The sequence below is a fragment of the Halosegnis sp. genome (genome assembly GCF_042216475.1).
Lineage (GTDB): Archaea > Halobacteriota > Halobacteria > Halobacteriales > Haloarculaceae > Halosegnis.
Genome location: NZ_JBDGTV010000014.1, coordinates 62870 through 77115, shown reverse-complemented (window position 1 = coordinate 77115; position 14246 = coordinate 62870). Strand labels below are relative to the sequence as shown.

The window sequence follows — 14246 nt, the reverse complement described above, 5'->3', positions numbered from 1 at the left end:
ACCTCACCCCAATTGGCGCGGGCGTTCCCGCCCGAGCACGAGGTAGGCGCCGACAACGAGCAGTGCCGCCCCCACGAGCAGGCCGACCGTCGACCGGCCGGCGGCAGCGAACCCGACAATGGCGACGACGCTCCCGCCAAACGTCGCTGCCACGAGGCCGACCTCGACGCGTCGCGAGCGGCCGCCGCCACGGACGTCTTGGTAGTCAGCAGCCGCAAGTAGGAGGAGCGCGCCGCTGAGCACGCCGATGCCCGGCCGCCCGACCCCAACACCGAGGCCGACAAGGCCGACGGCAGCGACGATAGCGACGAGAAGCGTCTGGTCCGTGGTGAGCGGATTGAGTCGGTCGCCGTAGCGGGCGTGGTAGGCCGCCGCCGGCGCGGCCGCGCCGAGCCCGACGAGCAGGCCGACAGCCGCTTGGCCGACGATGATGCCGTAGCCTGTGAGGATGGCCCCGGCGAGCGCGCCAGCCGCAAGGACGGCGTCTGGAGGGATGGCCGCCGCGGGGTCTGACGAACGGACAATGCCATAGCCGGTGAGCCCGTACAGGAGTCCGAGCGCGAGGCCGGCCACGGCGAGCCGTGAGGCCGGTGGCGCGAACAGAAGGCCGAACCCCCCGACGCCGAACGCGAGGACGACCCCAAGCAGTGGGGCTGCTTCGGGGACGCGCCGGCCACGGCGTGACATACCTCCAGCAGGCGAGCGCCGGCAGAAAGGGTTGCGGTCCAGCGCAGTCCTCGGGCTGAGACGGCCGTTCGCGCGCGAACGCGGACCCACAAACGTTTAACCGGCTCCCGCGTACGTCCCGCTATGTCGGACTGCCCACTCGCGGACCAATGTCCCAGCTTTCAGGAGCGGATCGAAGGGATGGGGTGTACACACTACGGCGACCGCGGCGGCGCCGAGTGGTGTAACCACTACGGGCAGCCGATTCGCGAGCTGAAGGAACAGCCCGTCGAACTGGGAGAGGAGGTCGTCATTACGGTCGATGACATCCACGAGTCGGGCGCAGGCGTGGGCCGCACCGAAGACGGCTTTATTGTGATGGTCGATGGTATCCTTCCGGAAGCGCGCGCCCGCGTCCGCGTCACAAAGGTGATGGACAATCACGCCCGCGGCGAGGAGGTCGAGCGGCTCCCGCTCGAGGATGACGAGGACGAGGCAGCCACAGACGCAGACGCAGACGAGGGGCAGTCCGACGAGGAGCAGGACAGCCGCCGAGCGAGCCGCGAAGAGCGGCTGGGGAGCCGCGACAACTTCTGGGGGTCGTGAGCGGGCCGCCGGACCCCGACGAACTGCTCGCCGACCTCGGGTTCGACGAGGAGGCGAGCGTGCTCACGCGCCGGCAGGCACAGGTGCTTGCGCTCCGCGAGCGGGGCATCCCTCAGCGAGAGATTGCTGATGCATTCGGGACCTCCCGCGCAAACGTCTCTTCTGTCGAGGCAAGTGCCCGTGACAACGTCGAGCGGGCGTACGAGACGGTGGCATTCGCCGAAGCGTTGCGCGCCCCAGTGCAGGTGTCTGTCGATGCCGGCACCGACCTCTACGACGTGCCGAGCCGTGTCTTCTCGGCATGTGACGAGGCGGGTGTGAAGGTGAACCGCACGGCCCCCGAATTGATGAAACTCGTTGGCGACGCTGCCGGCGACGCCGTTGTCGGTCGTGAGGTAAAACGCGACCTCGTGGTCAACGTCACCAGCGACGGGCAGGTGCGGGTGCGAACCTGAGCCGGTTGCCGGCGGGAGAGCACCTTTTTGCCTGCCCGCGACACCACCCGACATGGATCTTGGACTTGACGGCGAGCGCGCACTGGTGACGGCCGGATCGAGCGGACTCGGGCTGGCGAGCGCGACAGCACTCGCCCGCGAGGGTGCCCACGTCGCGGTGTGTGGTACGACCCCCGCTCACGTGGAATCAGCCCGTGACCAACTCTCGGCGACCGGCGATGGTGATGTTCGCGCGGTCGAGGCAGACATCACCGACGCCGACGCAGTCGAGCAGTTCGTTGAGGACACTGTCGAGGCGTTTGGCGGCCTCGACCACGTTGTCACGAGCGCGGGCGGGCCGCCGTCAGGAAGCTTCCTGGATACTGACGACGAGGACTGGCAGCGGGCATACGACCTGCTCGTGATGAGCGTAGTCCGGACGACGCGGGCGGCGTACCCGCACCTCGCCGACGGCGGCGGCAGCGTCGTCAACATCACCTCTCGATCGGTGAAGGAAGTTATCGACGGCCTGGTACTGTCGAACGCGGTCCGGCGCGGCGTGCTCGGTCTGATGAAAACACAGAGTCGCGAGTGGGCTCCAGAGGTGCGAGTCAACGCTGTTCTGCCAGGTGCTCACGAAACCAGCCGTATCACCGACCTCGTGGAACAGGGCGTCGAACGCGGGGAGTACGACTCCTACGAAGCAGGCATGGCGGAATGGAGTGAGGGGATACCGCTGGAGCGGGTCGGTGACCCCGCCGAGCTGGGTGAGACGGTCGCATGGCTCTGCTCGGACGCCGCAAGTTACGTCACCGGAACCGCGATTCCGGTCGACGGTGGGAGCACGCGCTCCGTCTAATCGAGCGCGTCGACGACCTCGCGCACTCGCTGGGCCGACCGCTTCGGGACAACGACCGTCCGGCCATCGTAAGTGGCGACGACGAGATTGGAGACGCCGACAGCAGCAACATGGTCGTCCTCGCCGGCTGCAAGCACACAGTCATCACAGTCGAGCGCGAGGGTGTCGCCGAGCGCGACATTCCCTGCCTCATCGCCCGCGAGCACGCGCTCGAAGGCATCCCACGAGCCGAGGTCGTCCCACGCGAAGTCTGCGGGGAGCACATAGGCGTCGTCTGTGTTCTCCAGAATGGCGCGGTCGACGCTGACCGGGTCGACGGCCGCGAACGCTGCCGCAGGGTCTGTCGCGAGCGTCTCGAGGAACTCCTCGAGGCCCGTACCCTCCGCGGGTCGCGTGTCGCTCTCGCCGGTCACGTCTGCCTGCTCGGCCCGCTGGCTCGCGGCGATTGCCCGGGCGGCCGAGAGCAGTGCAGTTGGCTTCCATGCGAAGATGCCCGCGTTCCAGAGATAGCCGTGCTGGCGGTAGCGAGCGGCAGCGCCGGGATCTGGTTTCTCTTTGAACGCAGCGACTGCGTGGTAGTCACCGTGTGACTCGCCAGGCTTGAGGTAGCCGTACTCGACGGCTGCCCGCGTCGGCTCGACACCGAGGGTCACCAGTCCACCCGTCTCGCGGGCGACTGCACTCGCCCGCTCGAGAGCTGCGGGGTACCCGTCGCCGGTGTGGTGGTCGCTCGGCAGATTCACGAGGACGGGGTCGTCGTGCCGTCCGCGAAGTTCGTGGGCCGCGTACACCAGCGCCGGCGCCGTGTCCTTTGGCTCGGGTTCGACAAGCAGGTCGGCAGTCGGGGCGTGCTCGCGGGCTTCATCGGCGTAGGCCGACCGCGTGAGGACGTACACGTGGTCGGCGACGCTCTCGGCGCGGGCGACGGTCCGTGCGAGCAGGGACTCGCTCCCGCCGAAGCGCCGGAACTGCTTCGGTGTCTCGCCGGTGCTCGCCGGATACAGCCGCGTCCCGCGTCCGCCCGCGAGGACGACGGCAACCGTCTCGCTCATGTGGAGGAGAGACGGTCGCCGCGCAAAAACCTCACCTCATCGTTCCTCTCTCTCAGTCCCACGTCTCGACGACGCCGTCGCGCACGTCCGCGACACAGCCCTCGCAGTCGGGATGACCGGCCTCGAAGCAATCGGGATGGCCATCGGCGTCGACCGGGACCGCCCGCCGCTCTGCGTACCGGCGACAGACGATGCGGGCGTTGCCCGCTTCGTCTGTGGGGAGCCCGTAGGTGTCGGCCACGCCGGCATCGAATTCGCGGCGGGCCTGCTCGTAGCTCCGACCCGCCGCGCGGAGCTTCGAGCGCAGCAGCTGCGTCAGTCGCTCCCGGTCCATACAGGCCGCTCCGGCGGGCTGACACTACAATCCGTCGCCTGCGAGTTCCGCCACCGCTGCCGCGAACACACGTGTGGCGGCCGCACAGTCTGCAGGGTCTGTCCACTCGGCCGGCGTGTGCGAGAGCCCATCCTCCGAGGGAGCGAACAGCAGCCCAGCGTCGGTCACCTGCGCGACGTACATCGAGTCGTGTGCGGCTCCGGAGTGCAACTCAAGCGTCTCGACGCCGGCCCGCTCGCCACCCCGGCGAAGTGCCTGGCGACACCGCTCGGCCATCGGTGTCGGCGCAAGGTCGAAGCCACGCTCGAGGCTCGTCTCGACGCCGCGCTCGCGCTCCACACGGGCGAGTGACGCTCGGATGTCGTCAACGAGCGTCTCCATCGATGCGTATGTTGTCGAACGAATATCAACACCCAGCTCGACGTGTCCTGGGATGACGTTCGTCGCGTTAGGCGCGACGGCCTGACTGCCGACGGTGGCGACAGCGGCGGGGTCGGTCGGCTCGTTCCCTCCGGCGCCACTCAGCTCGCGGGCGGCCTGCTCGATGTCGAGGACGACCTCGCTCGCGGCCGCCAGCGCGTCTCGTCGCCCAGCCATCGGTGTCGAGCCCGCGTGATTCGCCTCCCCATCTATCTCGACCGCGAGGTGGGTGATGCCCGTGATGTCGCCGACGATCCCCGCCGGGACCCCTGCCTCCTCGAGTTCTGTGTGCTGTTCGATGTGGAGTTCGAGCCAGGCGTCCCAGTCGGCAGCGTCGAGCCGTCCCTCGCCGCGATACCCCGTGTCCTCGAGGGCAGCCGCGAGGCTTCGACCCTCGGCGTCCCGGAGCGTGAGTGCCGCCTCGACAGAGCGCTCGCCGGCCGCGACCGAGGAGCCGAGGAGCCCGTCCGCGAATGTGGCGCCCTCCTCTTCAGTAAACGAGACCACCTCGACCGGTCGTTTGGGGGTAACGTCGGCCTCACGCATCGCCCGCACCGCTTCAAGAGCGGCGTAAACGCCGAGCGGCCCATCGAAGATGCCGCCCGAGGGAACCGAATCGAGATGGCTCCCTGCCGCGACGGCCGGCGTCTCGGGGTCGACACCGGAGGGTGTCCACCGGCCGGCGACGTTACCGACGGCGTCGACGCGGACGGTACAGCCGGCCGCTTCCAGCTCGGCGACGAGTCGGTCGCGCGCACGGCGGTTCGCCTCCGAGCCGGTGGGAGCCGTCCGGCCATGCCCCTCGTCGTCAGTTGCCCCGAACCGGCCGTTCGCCTCGATGTCCGCCCACAGTCGGTCGGCGTCGACTGCGGCGGCAACGTTGGCGGCGTCCATACCGGGGGGTGCACACCAGCGGACAAGAAACCCTGCGACCGTCTGCTACTGGAAGGCCGCGATGACCTCGTCGAGGTCGGGAACGAGCCCGCGGGCAATATCCGCGGTGGTGAGTATCCCTACGAGTTGTCCCTGCTGAACGACCGGGAGCTTCTTTATGTCGTGGTCGGCCATCCGGACGACAGCGTCCTGCACCGTCGCGTCTGCGGGGATGGTGACGAGCTCCGTCGTTGCGAGCTCGCGTACCGGCGTCGTCTCTGGCTCGATACCGACGGCTACACCCCGCGTGACATCTGACTCGGTCAGTATCCCCGCACCGTCTTCAAGCAGTAGCGAGCCGATACGCTCGTCCCACAGCACCCGGGCGGCCTCAGCTACCGCGAGTGTCGGCTCGACGGTTCGCACAGGGGTCGTCATCTGCTCTGCGACCGGCGTGTCGAGACGATCTACATCCATGTGCCTGCCGGACAAGAGGGCTAATCTCCATTATAATTATTGTACGAATCGTGCCGACCGAATCCCTAAGACCATCCCCGCAGACTGTCGGGGCGATGGCACCGACCCACCACTACGTGACGATCGAGGACACCGAGATACATTACACGGCGTGGGGCGACCCAGATGCGACGCCGCTGGTCTGCGTCCACGGGCTGTCGCGACACGGCCGCGACTTCGATCCGCTGGCGGCCGCGTTGGCTGACGAGTACCGTGTCCTCTGTCCGGACATGCCGGGGCGCGGCGAAAGCGAATGGAATCCTGACCGCTATGACGCCGCCTCGCTGTCCTCGATCATCGTGGGCTTCTTCGAGGAGCTCGGTATCGAGTCAGGCCACTATCTCGGGCTCTCGATGGGTGGCCAGCTCGGCATCGGGCTTGTTCCCGGCCCGCTAACCGACCGAGTAGAGCGGTTCGTCCTCGTAGATGTCGGACCGGATCCGAGCGGCGACGATACGGCAGACGAGGGGGTCCAGCGCATCGTCGACTATCTCACCGACCCGCCGGCGTACGACCGGCTTACGGAATTGGAGGCGTACTTCCGTGATGTCTACGATACGTTCTCCGCGATGACGGACGCCGAGTGGCGCCGGCTTGCGCGCACCTCTGCTCGCCGGACGGACGACGGCCGATTCGCTCCCAACTATGATACGCGCATCGTGGAGCCGTTACTGCTCGCCGACGATGCTGATGACGGGCCCGACCAGTGGACGCAGTTCGAGGCTATCGACCAGCCGGTGATGACTGTGAAGGCCGCCGACTCAGACATCCTCACCGACGCTACGTTCGCGGAGATGCGCGAGCGGAAGCCGGAGATGGAGACACTTGTGGTCGACTGCGGGCACGCGCCCGCACTGAACGTTCCCGAGCAAATCGAGCCAATCCGGGCGTTCCTCGAGGGGTAGCCGACTACTTTCACCGCGGTCACGCAGGCTTGATGACGGTCGAGCACCAACCAACACATGTCTCCCACTGAAAACACGCGGAGACGGAGCAAACCATGACCGTGCAACAGCACGCCCAAGAGATACACGAGCAGTTCTCAGACCAACTTGATGTGTCTGTCGACGAGATCGAAGAGCGACTGGACACGCTAATCAACGAGTACAGCATCCCTGCCGACGAAGCACGCCGGTCGGTCGTCTCGAACTATCTTGAGGAGACCGGGATGGACCGCGACGAGCTGGGCGGCGGCTCGAACGAGTCCGTGCTCGTCGGCGAAATCGACGCTGACGAGCAGTGGGTTGACCTCCGGGTCACCGTCGCGGATCTGTGGGAACCCCGCTCGGACAGCGTCTCGCAGGTTGGTCTGCTCGGCGACGAATCGGGCACTATCAAGTTCGTCGCCTTCGAGACGAGCGACCTCCCGAAGCTCGAGGAAGGGGCCTCCTACGCGCTGGAGAACGTCGTCACCGACGAGTACGAAGGTGACTACTCAGTCAAGCTCAACCGAACGACGACCATCACCGAACTCGACGAGATGGTTGAGGTCGGTGACGACAGCGTCACCATTGAGGGAGCACTGGTCGATATCCAATCCGGCTCCGGGCTTATCAAGCGGTGTCCCGAGGAGGGGTGTACGCGCGTCCTCCAGAACGGCCGCTGTAGCGAACACGGCGAGGGCGAAGGCGAGTTCGACCTCCGCATCAAGGGCGTCCTTGATGACGGCGATGAGGTGAACGAAGTCATCTTCGACCAGGCAGCGACCGAACGACTCACCGGCATCTCGCTGGCAGAAGCAAAGCAGATGGCGATGGACGCGCTCGACACCACCGTCGTCGCTGACGAGATGGCTGAGGGCGTGCTGGGCCGTTACTACCGCGTGTCTGGGCCACGGCTCGGCCGGTACGTACTTGTAGACGAGATGGAGCGACTCGGGAGCGCGGATGCCGAGTCGACGCTCATCCGCGCGAGGTCGATATAATGTCGGTCCCAACCCGCGAGGTCGCCCGTCGGGCGTTCGCACGCGAGTTCAACGACGCCGGCTACACGTTCAAGGAATCCGACGATGAGCGTGCGCCGGTGTACGCGCTCCTCCCGACGGGCGCGCGCGCCAACCGCGTCTTCGTCGTCGGCACGCTCACCGAGACGGAGGATATCGGCGAGGACTCCGAGTACTGGCGCGGCCGCATCGTCGACCCGACTGGGACGTTCTTCACATACGCCGGCCAGTACCAGCCGGAGGCCGCGAACGCGCTGCGAGAGCTGGAATCGCCCGCGTATGTCTCGGTCGTCGGCAAACCCCGTACGTTCGAGACAGACGACGGCGGCGTCAACGTTTCCGTCCGGCCAGAGTCGATCAGCGTCGTCGACGCCGACACCCGCAACCGCTGGGTCGTGGAAACGGCCGAACGCACACTCGACCGTATTGAGGCGTTCGACGACGAAGACAACGAGTATGCCGCGATGGCTCGCGAGCAGTACGACCTCCCACTTTCCACCTACGAAGAGACCGTCGTCGAGGCGCTCCAGTCGCTCGAGGAGGATGGGGAGACGGCCCCAGAGCCGCAAGCGTAGGGGCATCCGAACGTCTTTGCCTCGCGGCCGCCCGGATGAGGTATGCGAGTAGACATCGGGAACGCCCTGCGTGAGGTGGCGACGCCTGGCGTCGCCGTCGACGCGCTCGACCGACTCGACGCCGAGGTGGCGACGGCCCATGAGACCATCGCCGCTGGCATGGCGAACGCGGAGTTCGGCTACGCAAGTCTGAACCTCCCCGAGACAACCAGCCCCACGGGCATCCGAGCGGCCGTCGCCGACGTCGACGCTGAAGCAGTCCTCACGGTCGGGATTGGCGGGTCGGCGCTTGGCGCGCGAACGGTCACCGCGGCACTTGGCGAATCGAATCACTACGTCCTCGACAACGTCGACCCCGAGCGGACGCGCCGACTGCTCGCGCGGCTCGACCTTGAGAAGACGGCGGTGAATGTCGTCTCGCGATCGGGGACGACCGCGGAGACGCTGGCGAACTTCCTGGTCGTCCGTGAGGCCTACGAGTCGGCCGGCGTCGACTGGACTGACCGGACCGTCGTCACCACTGGCGATGCCGGCCCACTGGCGCGGCTGGCCGACAACCGGGACCTCCCCCGACTGGCCGTGCCTGAGGGGGTCCCCGGCCGGTTCGCCGCACTGTCGGCCGTCGGGCTGGTGCCAGCGGCGCTGCTCGGCCACGATATTGAGGCAGTGCTCGCCGGTGCCCGCGAGGCCCGCGAGGGGCTGACGGGAAGCCTTCATGAATCGCCCGCGTACGCATACGGCGCCGTCACGACCGCGCTCGAACGGCGCGGCGCCCACATCAATGCCGTGATGCCGTACGCCGAGTCGCTGGAGCCGTTTGCAGAGTGGTTCGCACAGCTGTGGGCGGAGTCGCTCGGCAAGGATGGCCAGGGCCAGACGCCCGCCCGCGCGCTCGGTGCCACCGACCAACACTCACAGCTCCAGCTGTACCGCGCAGGCCGCCACGACAAGGTGGTGACGCTGATTCGCGCTCGCGAGCGCGCAGACCGGTCTATCCCCTCGACGGACGTTGAGGGACTCGCCTACCTCGGAGACGCGACCCTCGGTGATCTACTGGATGCCGAGTTCGAGGCGACGGAGGCCAGTCTTGCAGCCGCAGACAAGCCAAGTGTCCGTATCGAGATCGAGCGTATCGACGAACAGGGCCTCGGTGATCTGCTATTCTCCTGTGAGGCGGCCTGCGTGCTCGCGGGCGAGCTTATGGGCGTCGAAACGTTCACTCAGCCGGCTGTTGAGTGGGGGAAGTCGGCCGCGCGGGGGCTACTTGGGGCGGCTGACACCGAAGAGGCGGCTGCAGTCCGCGACAAGCGCACCTATCCCATCGAGTAAGAGGTATCCGACGGACTCACCTACGGCCGACCGTGTCACGTGATACTGCCGCGCTGGGAACGCGGGGCGCCCAGCTTCGGGCTGTCGTGACGAGCCTCGGACTTGGGTTCACTGGCTTCGTCGTCGGTACCGTCGTGTTTGCGCTTGTGGCGAACCTGCTGACGGCCGTCGGTGTCTCAGTCGAGGAGAATGTTGTCGTCCGCTGGGGGCTCAGTACTGTCGCCCTCCAAGGTGCCGGACTGCTCGTCACGTCGCTCGTCTTCTTCCGGGTGCGCGACCGGTTCGACCTTATCCGGATACGGGTGCCAACCCGGCGAGATATCGGGCTGATGGTCGCTGGACTGATTGTACTCGGCGTTCTCTTGGCGGCCATCACTGCTCTCTACAGCCGGTTCGGCGTACAGACGCCGACGACACCTCTCGTCGAGGACGGACTGGAGACGCCGGCACTGACGCTGTATCTCATCCCGCTTACCTACCTGTTTGTTGGGCCCGGCGAGGAGCTGATGTTCCGGGGAGCAGTGCAGGGGCTATTGCGCGAGTCGTATAGCGCGGTGCCGGGCGTCATCGTTGCGTCGGCCGTGTTCGCTGTCGCACACGCCGGCAGCGTGCTCGGTCAGCCCCTCGAGCAGAAACTGGCGTACTTCGCACTCATCTTCACGCTGAGTCTCGTCCTCGGCGCGCTCTACGAGGTGAGCGACAACCTCGCGGTGCCGATCGTCGTCCATGGGACGTACAACGCCCTCATGTTCCTCCAGCTATACCTTGCCAGCACCGGCCAGGTAGGCTGAGCGGCAGACGGCCGTCTGACGGGTCTTTATAGCGTGGTACCCGGTAGCATGGGCGTGCGCCGTTTCGAGTTCGTTGCCTCCGAGTCGACCGCCAGCGCGGTCGAGCGACTCGCGCGCGAGTACGGCCTTACCGAGCAGGAAGTGGTCGAACAGTTCGTGGAGTTAGGGCTTGCCGAACTCGATAGCGAGCGGACAGACGCCCGTGACGGCGAACCCCGACCGTAGCACGTTTACCGACCCCGACGGAAGCGGGGGCATGTACGACCGCCTGAAGGGGTTCCGTGATTTCTACCCCGAGGAAATGGCCGCGCGCCGGGAGGTCATCGACACCGTCGAGGCTGCGTGCCGCCGCTTCGGCTTCCGCGAGACCGCGAGTCCTCATCTCGAGCGCGCCGAGATGTGGACCGACAAGGCTGGCGAGGATATCGTTGACGAGCTGTACGCCTTCGAAGACCAAGGCGGCCGCCACGTCACGCTCACGCCGGAGTTGACACCCACCGTCGCCCGGATGGTCGCTGCCAAGACACAGGAGCTGTCGAAGCCGATCAAATGGTTCTCGACACGGCCGTTCTGGCGCTACGAACAGGTCCAGCAGGGGCGGTTCCGCGAGTTCTACCAGACAAACATCGACATCTTCGGCAGCGATGACCCACGGGCGGATGCAGAGGTGATTGCACTGGGTGCCCAACTGCTCGTCGACCTGGGACTCGACGCCGCCGATTTCGAGTTTCGGGTCTCTCACCGCGATATCCTGGGGGCTGTCCTCCGAAGCTTCGACGCCGACGTGGATGTCCGCGAGGCGATCCGCGCGGTCGACAAAAGCGAGAAGCTCTCGACGGCGGAGTACCACGACTTGCTCGCAGAGGCGGGCCTCTCGTACGACCAGGCCGCGCGGTTTGACGACCGGCTCACCGAGACGGACCGCGACTCGCTATCGGAGCTTGCGGAGTTCGCCGGCACCGACGCTGCCCACGACGCGGTCGAGAACCTGACGGCCGTCCTTGACGCCGTTGACCGGTTCGGCGCCGGTGAGTACTGTGAGTTGTCGCTGGAGACGGCTCGTGGCTTCGACTACTACACGGGTGTCGTCTTCGAATGCTTCGACGCAACCGGCGAGGTGTCCCGCTCTGTCTTTGGCGGCGGTCGCTACGACGACCTTATCGAAGGATTTGGCGGACAGCCAACGCCGGCGGTCGGCTTCGCCCCCGGCTACTCGACGCTCCCCCTGCTGCTCCAGCGGGCGGGCGTCTACCCGGACGAGTCGCTGACAACCGACTACTACGTGCTTCAAGTCGGCGATACCGAGCGGGAGGCAGCCGAACTCGTCGCCGACCTGCGCGGGCTGGGCCACGTCGTCGAGACAGATGTGTCTGGCCGGAGCTTCGGCGCACAGCTGGGATACGCCGACTCCATCAACGCCGAGACAGTGGTCATCGTCGGCGAGCAGGACCTCGCGAACGATGAGTACACCATCCGCGATATGGCGTCGGGCGAACAGACGACGGTGCCGGTCGACGAATTCCCGCCCGCGTCCGGTCGGCCGACGTACGACGACTACGAGTAGCGTGGTTCGGCGCGCGTTCCGGCTCGCGTACGATGGCACCGCATTTCGCGGGTTCCAGCGGCAGCCACACGCCGAGACTGTCGAGAATGCGCTGTTCGCGGCGCTGGCATCCCTTGATGTCGTCGCCGAGCCGACGGCGCCGCCGCCGGGATACAGCGCCGCCGGCCGGACAGATGCCGGCGTCTCCGCGGCCGCCCAGACGGTCGCCTTCGACTGTCCCGACTGGCTCTCGCCGGCCGCACTCAACGGCTCGCTCCCCGCCGACGTGCGGGCGTGGGCGAGTGCCGACGCGCCCTCAGACTTCAATGCCCAGTACGCCGCTGAGCGCCGCCGCTACGAGTACTATCTCCACGCGGCGACAGCCGGCGCTGACGGCGGCTGGACCGACCGTCGACGTGCCCGCGCCCAGACGGTTCTCGACCGGCTGTCTGGCCGTCACGACTTTCATAACCTCACACCCGACGAGACGGGCACCGAGCGCGACCTGACCACGGCCTGCGAGCGCGACCCACCGTTTCTGGTCTGTGCGTTTACTGCGAGTGGATTTCCTCGGGAGTTTGTGCGCCGCGCGGCGGGGTTGGTGACAGCCGTCGCGGCCGGGGACCGGACCCCTGGCTTTCTCGACCGCGTGCTGTCGACCGAACAACTGGACGGGCCAGCAGGAATTGCCGCGGCTGACCCGGAGCCGCTTGTGCTTGCGGCCGTCGACTACGGGGATGCCCTCGCGTTTGCCGTTGACGAGCCGGCGGCCACGAGTGCTTGGACCGTCTTCGAGGAACGGCGGGTTACCCGGCGAACTGGCGCGCGCGTCGCCGAGCGGCTCCGACCGGAGCGACCAGAAGAATGACCGATATCGGCGCCATACACGTGAGAGACTGCCCTATCCCCAGTCGTCGGGCCAGACGCCGGCCGCACGCATCCCCGGCTCGGCATCTTCGGCCTCGAGTTCTGCTCGGAGCGTCGCGGGGTCGCGTCGAGGCACATCTGTCTGGGTCAATTCGCGGACGAGCAGCGCTGTGAGGACGGCGTGGTCGCGGAGGGTCCGCTGGTCGACCTTGTCGCGGGTATCAGCAGCGGTGTGGCCCCAGCCGCGGCCTCGCTCATGGCCGCTCGCGGGTTGACTGTGGAGCTGGATGGCGGGGATGCCTGCCCGGAGGAACGGCCAGTGGTCACTGTATGGGTGTGGCGTCTCCGAGACAGCCAGCGGCTGGCCGGCTGCCTCAACGACCTGCTCGGCCAGCGACGCGAGCGAGTCACTGCCGTGGACAAGTGCACGCAGGTTGCGATGGCGGCCTGCGCCGTCTACGTTGACAACCGCCCGAATTCGGTCGAGGGTGAGGTGGTCGGCGAGGGCCTCGGCGCCGAGCAGCCCCGTCTCCTCACAGCCGACCCCCGCGACCCACACCGGCGCAGCAAGCGAGAGGTCGGCAAGGTAGCGAGCCGCCGTCGCGACGGTTGTGATGCCACAGCCGTTGTCGAGGGCACCCTCCGCGATATCGTGGGCGTCGAGATGGCCAACCACGAGGATGCCGTCCGCTCGTTCGTCGTCTGCGGGCCCAAGCTGTCCAAGCACATTACGGGAGGTGCCCGGCTCGGTGGTCGCGTCGACCCGGAGTCGGACCTCGGCGTCCGTGTCGGCGTACTCGCGGAGCCACTCGCCGGTCTCGTGGGAAACACCGACGGCCGGCACTGCGGCCTCCCGACCGAATCGGAGGGTCCCCGTCGGGGCGAGTTGACCCGGCTCGTGGTGGGCAAACACGAACCCCGATGCGCCTGCCTCGACAGCGTGTCCGTATTTCTCCATCCGATGGACGTAGCGGCCGTCTGCCGGTGAGGCAGTGTCTGCGAGCGCGACGGTGCCCGCCACGTTCTGCTCGTCCGTCTCTGTGGGTGTCCCATGTCCCACGTCGGTCAACGAGCCGTGGACGTCTCCGGGCGGCGAGTACGGAAGCGCAATCGCGTCGAACGACCGCTCAACGAGCCGGCCGTCCCGTTCCAGCCGAACGGCCACCGTCGCATCGCCTCGCTTCCAGCGAGGCATCTCGAACGGGAGCGTCTCGGGGGCGGCGCCAGCCGTCTCAAACGCCTCGGCGACGAGTTCGGCCGCGCGACGCTCGCCGGGGGAGCCGCCGAGCCGCGGGCCCGCCTCGATGAGGTCGGTGAGGAACGACCACGGGAACGGATCGTCGTACGCGCGGCCGGCGAGTCGCGTCGTCTCGTCCATGCCGGCGGGTCAGTTGCCCGGCACAAAAGCCCCCGGTCGGGTCGGAGCGATGCGTTTAGGC

The 14246-nt window shown here is 67.3% G+C and carries 17 protein-coding genes; 11 read left to right on the top strand and 6 right to left on the bottom strand.

Going from position 1 to position 14246, the window contains the following annotated elements; genetic code table 11:
• Positions 1-3 precede the first annotated feature (3 nt).
• Positions 4-687 carry a hypothetical protein gene (locus tag ABEJ63_RS10055; protein WP_375796234.1) on the bottom strand — a complete coding sequence of 228 codons (684 nt, stop codon included), beginning with the start codon at positions 685-687 and terminating at the stop codon, positions 4-6.
• A gap of 123 nt (positions 688-810) precedes the next feature.
• Here ABEJ63_RS10055 and ABEJ63_RS10050 point away from each other — a divergent pair, with 123 nt between their 5' ends.
• Genes ABEJ63_RS10050 through ABEJ63_RS10040 form a run of 3 tightly spaced genes read left to right on the top strand, consistent with a single transcriptional unit; the run spans position 811 to position 2565 of the window.
• Entirely contained in the window at positions 811-1272 is a 462-nt protein-coding gene (locus ABEJ63_RS10050; protein WP_375796233.1) for a TRAM domain-containing protein, read from the top strand.
• Positions 1260-1727: a Tfx family DNA-binding protein gene (locus tag ABEJ63_RS10045; RefSeq protein ID WP_375796310.1), complete on the top strand. Its 468-nt coding sequence runs from the start codon at positions 1260-1262 to the stop codon at positions 1725-1727. Before ABEJ63_RS10050 ends, ABEJ63_RS10045 begins: the two co-directional genes overlap by 13 nt.
• Before the next feature lie 52 nt (positions 1728-1779).
• A complete protein-coding gene (locus ABEJ63_RS10040) occupies positions 1780-2565 on the top strand; it encodes an SDR family oxidoreductase (protein WP_375796232.1) in 786 nt (261 codons plus the stop codon).
• On the opposite strand, the gene ABEJ63_RS10035 is transcribed toward ABEJ63_RS10040, so the two are convergent.
• Genes ABEJ63_RS10035 through ABEJ63_RS10020 form a run of 4 tightly spaced genes read right to left on the bottom strand, consistent with a single transcriptional unit; the run spans position 2562 to position 5721 of the window.
• Positions 2562-3617: a mannose-1-phosphate guanylyltransferase gene (locus ABEJ63_RS10035; protein ID WP_375796231.1), complete on the bottom strand. Its 1056-nt coding sequence runs from the start codon at positions 3615-3617 to the stop codon at positions 2562-2564. The genes ABEJ63_RS10040 and ABEJ63_RS10035 overlap by 4 nt on opposite strands.
• A 52-nt stretch (positions 3618-3669) precedes the next feature.
• On the bottom strand, positions 3670-3951 hold the full coding sequence (locus ABEJ63_RS10030; RefSeq protein ID WP_375796230.1) for a hypothetical protein: 282 nt from the start codon (positions 3949-3951) through the stop codon (positions 3670-3672).
• A 24-nt stretch (positions 3952-3975) separates the two neighbouring features.
• Positions 3976-5265: a M20 family metallo-hydrolase gene (locus ABEJ63_RS10025; RefSeq protein WP_375796229.1), complete on the bottom strand. Its 1290-nt coding sequence runs from the start codon at positions 5263-5265 to the stop codon at positions 3976-3978.
• 45 nt (positions 5266-5310) lie between these two features.
• Complete coding sequence (locus ABEJ63_RS10020; RefSeq protein WP_375796228.1) at positions 5311-5721, bottom strand: cyclic nucleotide-binding/CBS domain-containing protein; 411 nt, start codon at positions 5719-5721, stop codon at positions 5311-5313.
• Between the two features lie 95 nt (positions 5722-5816).
• Here ABEJ63_RS10020 and ABEJ63_RS10015 point away from each other — a divergent pair, with 95 nt between their 5' ends.
• The 8 genes from ABEJ63_RS10015 (at position 5817) to truA (ending at position 12808) form a co-directional block, all read left to right on the top strand.
• The gene (locus ABEJ63_RS10015; RefSeq protein WP_375796227.1) at positions 5817-6665 is read left to right on the top strand and encodes an alpha/beta fold hydrolase; all 849 of its coding nucleotides are present in this window, start codon (positions 5817-5819) and stop codon (positions 6663-6665) included.
• Positions 6666-6760: 95 nt separating this feature from the next.
• Entirely contained in the window at positions 6761-7684 is a 924-nt protein-coding gene (locus ABEJ63_RS10010; protein WP_375796226.1) for a replication factor A, read from the top strand.
• A complete protein-coding gene (locus tag ABEJ63_RS10005; RefSeq protein ID WP_375796225.1) occupies positions 7684-8277 on the top strand; it encodes an RPA family protein in 594 nt (197 codons plus the stop codon). The genes ABEJ63_RS10010 and ABEJ63_RS10005 overlap by 1 nt, the downstream gene beginning before the upstream one ends.
• Positions 8278-8319: 42 nt before the next feature.
• Positions 8320-9606, top strand: a complete 1287-nt coding sequence (locus tag ABEJ63_RS10000) for a glucose-6-phosphate isomerase (RefSeq protein ID WP_375796224.1) — start codon at positions 8320-8322, stop codon at positions 9604-9606.
• A 32-nt stretch (positions 9607-9638) separates the two neighbouring features.
• On the top strand, positions 9639-10397 hold the full coding sequence (locus ABEJ63_RS09995; protein ID WP_375796223.1) for a lysostaphin resistance A-like protein: 759 nt from the start codon (positions 9639-9641) through the stop codon (positions 10395-10397).
• 54 nt (positions 10398-10451) lie between these two features.
• Positions 10452-10622 (top strand): CopG family transcriptional regulator, encoded by a 171-nt coding sequence (locus ABEJ63_RS09990; RefSeq protein WP_375796222.1) that lies wholly within the window; start codon positions 10452-10454, stop codon positions 10620-10622.
• 31 nt (positions 10623-10653) lie between these two features.
• On the top strand, positions 10654-11961 hold the full coding sequence (hisS, locus tag ABEJ63_RS09985; protein ID WP_375796221.1) for a histidine--tRNA ligase: 1308 nt from the start codon (positions 10654-10656) through the stop codon (positions 11959-11961).
• Between the two features lies 1 nt (position 11962).
• The gene (gene truA / locus ABEJ63_RS09980; protein ID WP_375796220.1) at positions 11963-12808 is read left to right on the top strand and encodes a tRNA pseudouridine(38-40) synthase TruA; all 846 of its coding nucleotides are present in this window, start codon (positions 11963-11965) and stop codon (positions 12806-12808) included.
• A gap of 33 nt (positions 12809-12841) precedes the next feature.
• Here the strand turns inward: truA and ABEJ63_RS09975 are convergent, their stop codons facing one another.
• Positions 12842-14185 carry a M28 family peptidase gene (locus ABEJ63_RS09975; RefSeq protein ID WP_375796219.1) on the bottom strand — a complete coding sequence of 448 codons (1344 nt, stop codon included), beginning with the start codon at positions 14183-14185 and terminating at the stop codon, positions 12842-12844.
• Between the last annotated feature and the right edge of the window lie 61 nt (positions 14186-14246).

Excerpts from the sequence above, each read along its gene's own strand:
- ABEJ63_RS10000 (WP_375796224.1), top strand. The coding sequence starts at position 8,320 with ATGCGAGTAGACATCGGGAACGCCCTGCGTGAGGTGGCGACGCCTGGC.
- ABEJ63_RS09975 (WP_375796219.1), bottom strand. The coding sequence starts at position 14,185 with ATGGACGAGACGACGCGACTCGCCGGCCGCGCGTACGACGATCCGTTC.
- ABEJ63_RS10015 (WP_375796227.1), top strand. The coding sequence starts at position 5,817 with ATGGCACCGACCCACCACTACGTGACGATCGAGGACACCGAGATACAT.
- ABEJ63_RS10040 (WP_375796232.1), top strand. The coding sequence starts at position 1,780 with ATGGATCTTGGACTTGACGGCGAGCGCGCACTGGTGACGGCCGGATCG.
- ABEJ63_RS10020 (WP_375796228.1), bottom strand. The coding sequence starts at position 5,721 with ATGGATGTAGATCGTCTCGACACGCCGGTCGCAGAGCAGATGACGACC.
- ABEJ63_RS10005 (WP_375796225.1), top strand. The coding sequence starts at position 7,684 with ATGTCGGTCCCAACCCGCGAGGTCGCCCGTCGGGCGTTCGCACGCGAG.
- ABEJ63_RS10010 (WP_375796226.1), top strand. The coding sequence starts at position 6,761 with ATGACCGTGCAACAGCACGCCCAAGAGATACACGAGCAGTTCTCAGAC.
- ABEJ63_RS10025 (WP_375796229.1), bottom strand. The coding sequence starts at position 5,265 with ATGGACGCCGCCAACGTTGCCGCCGCAGTCGACGCCGACCGACTGTGG.
- ABEJ63_RS10055 (WP_375796234.1), bottom strand. The coding sequence starts at position 687 with ATGTCACGCCGTGGCCGGCGCGTCCCCGAAGCAGCCCCACTGCTTGGG.
- ABEJ63_RS10035 (WP_375796231.1), bottom strand. The coding sequence starts at position 3,617 with ATGAGCGAGACGGTTGCCGTCGTCCTCGCGGGCGGACGCGGGACGCGG.
- ABEJ63_RS10030 (WP_375796230.1), bottom strand. The coding sequence starts at position 3,951 with ATGGACCGGGAGCGACTGACGCAGCTGCTGCGCTCGAAGCTCCGCGCG.
- ABEJ63_RS10050 (WP_375796233.1), top strand. The coding sequence starts at position 811 with ATGTCGGACTGCCCACTCGCGGACCAATGTCCCAGCTTTCAGGAGCGG.
- hisS (WP_375796221.1), top strand. The coding sequence starts at position 10,654 with ATGTACGACCGCCTGAAGGGGTTCCGTGATTTCTACCCCGAGGAAATG.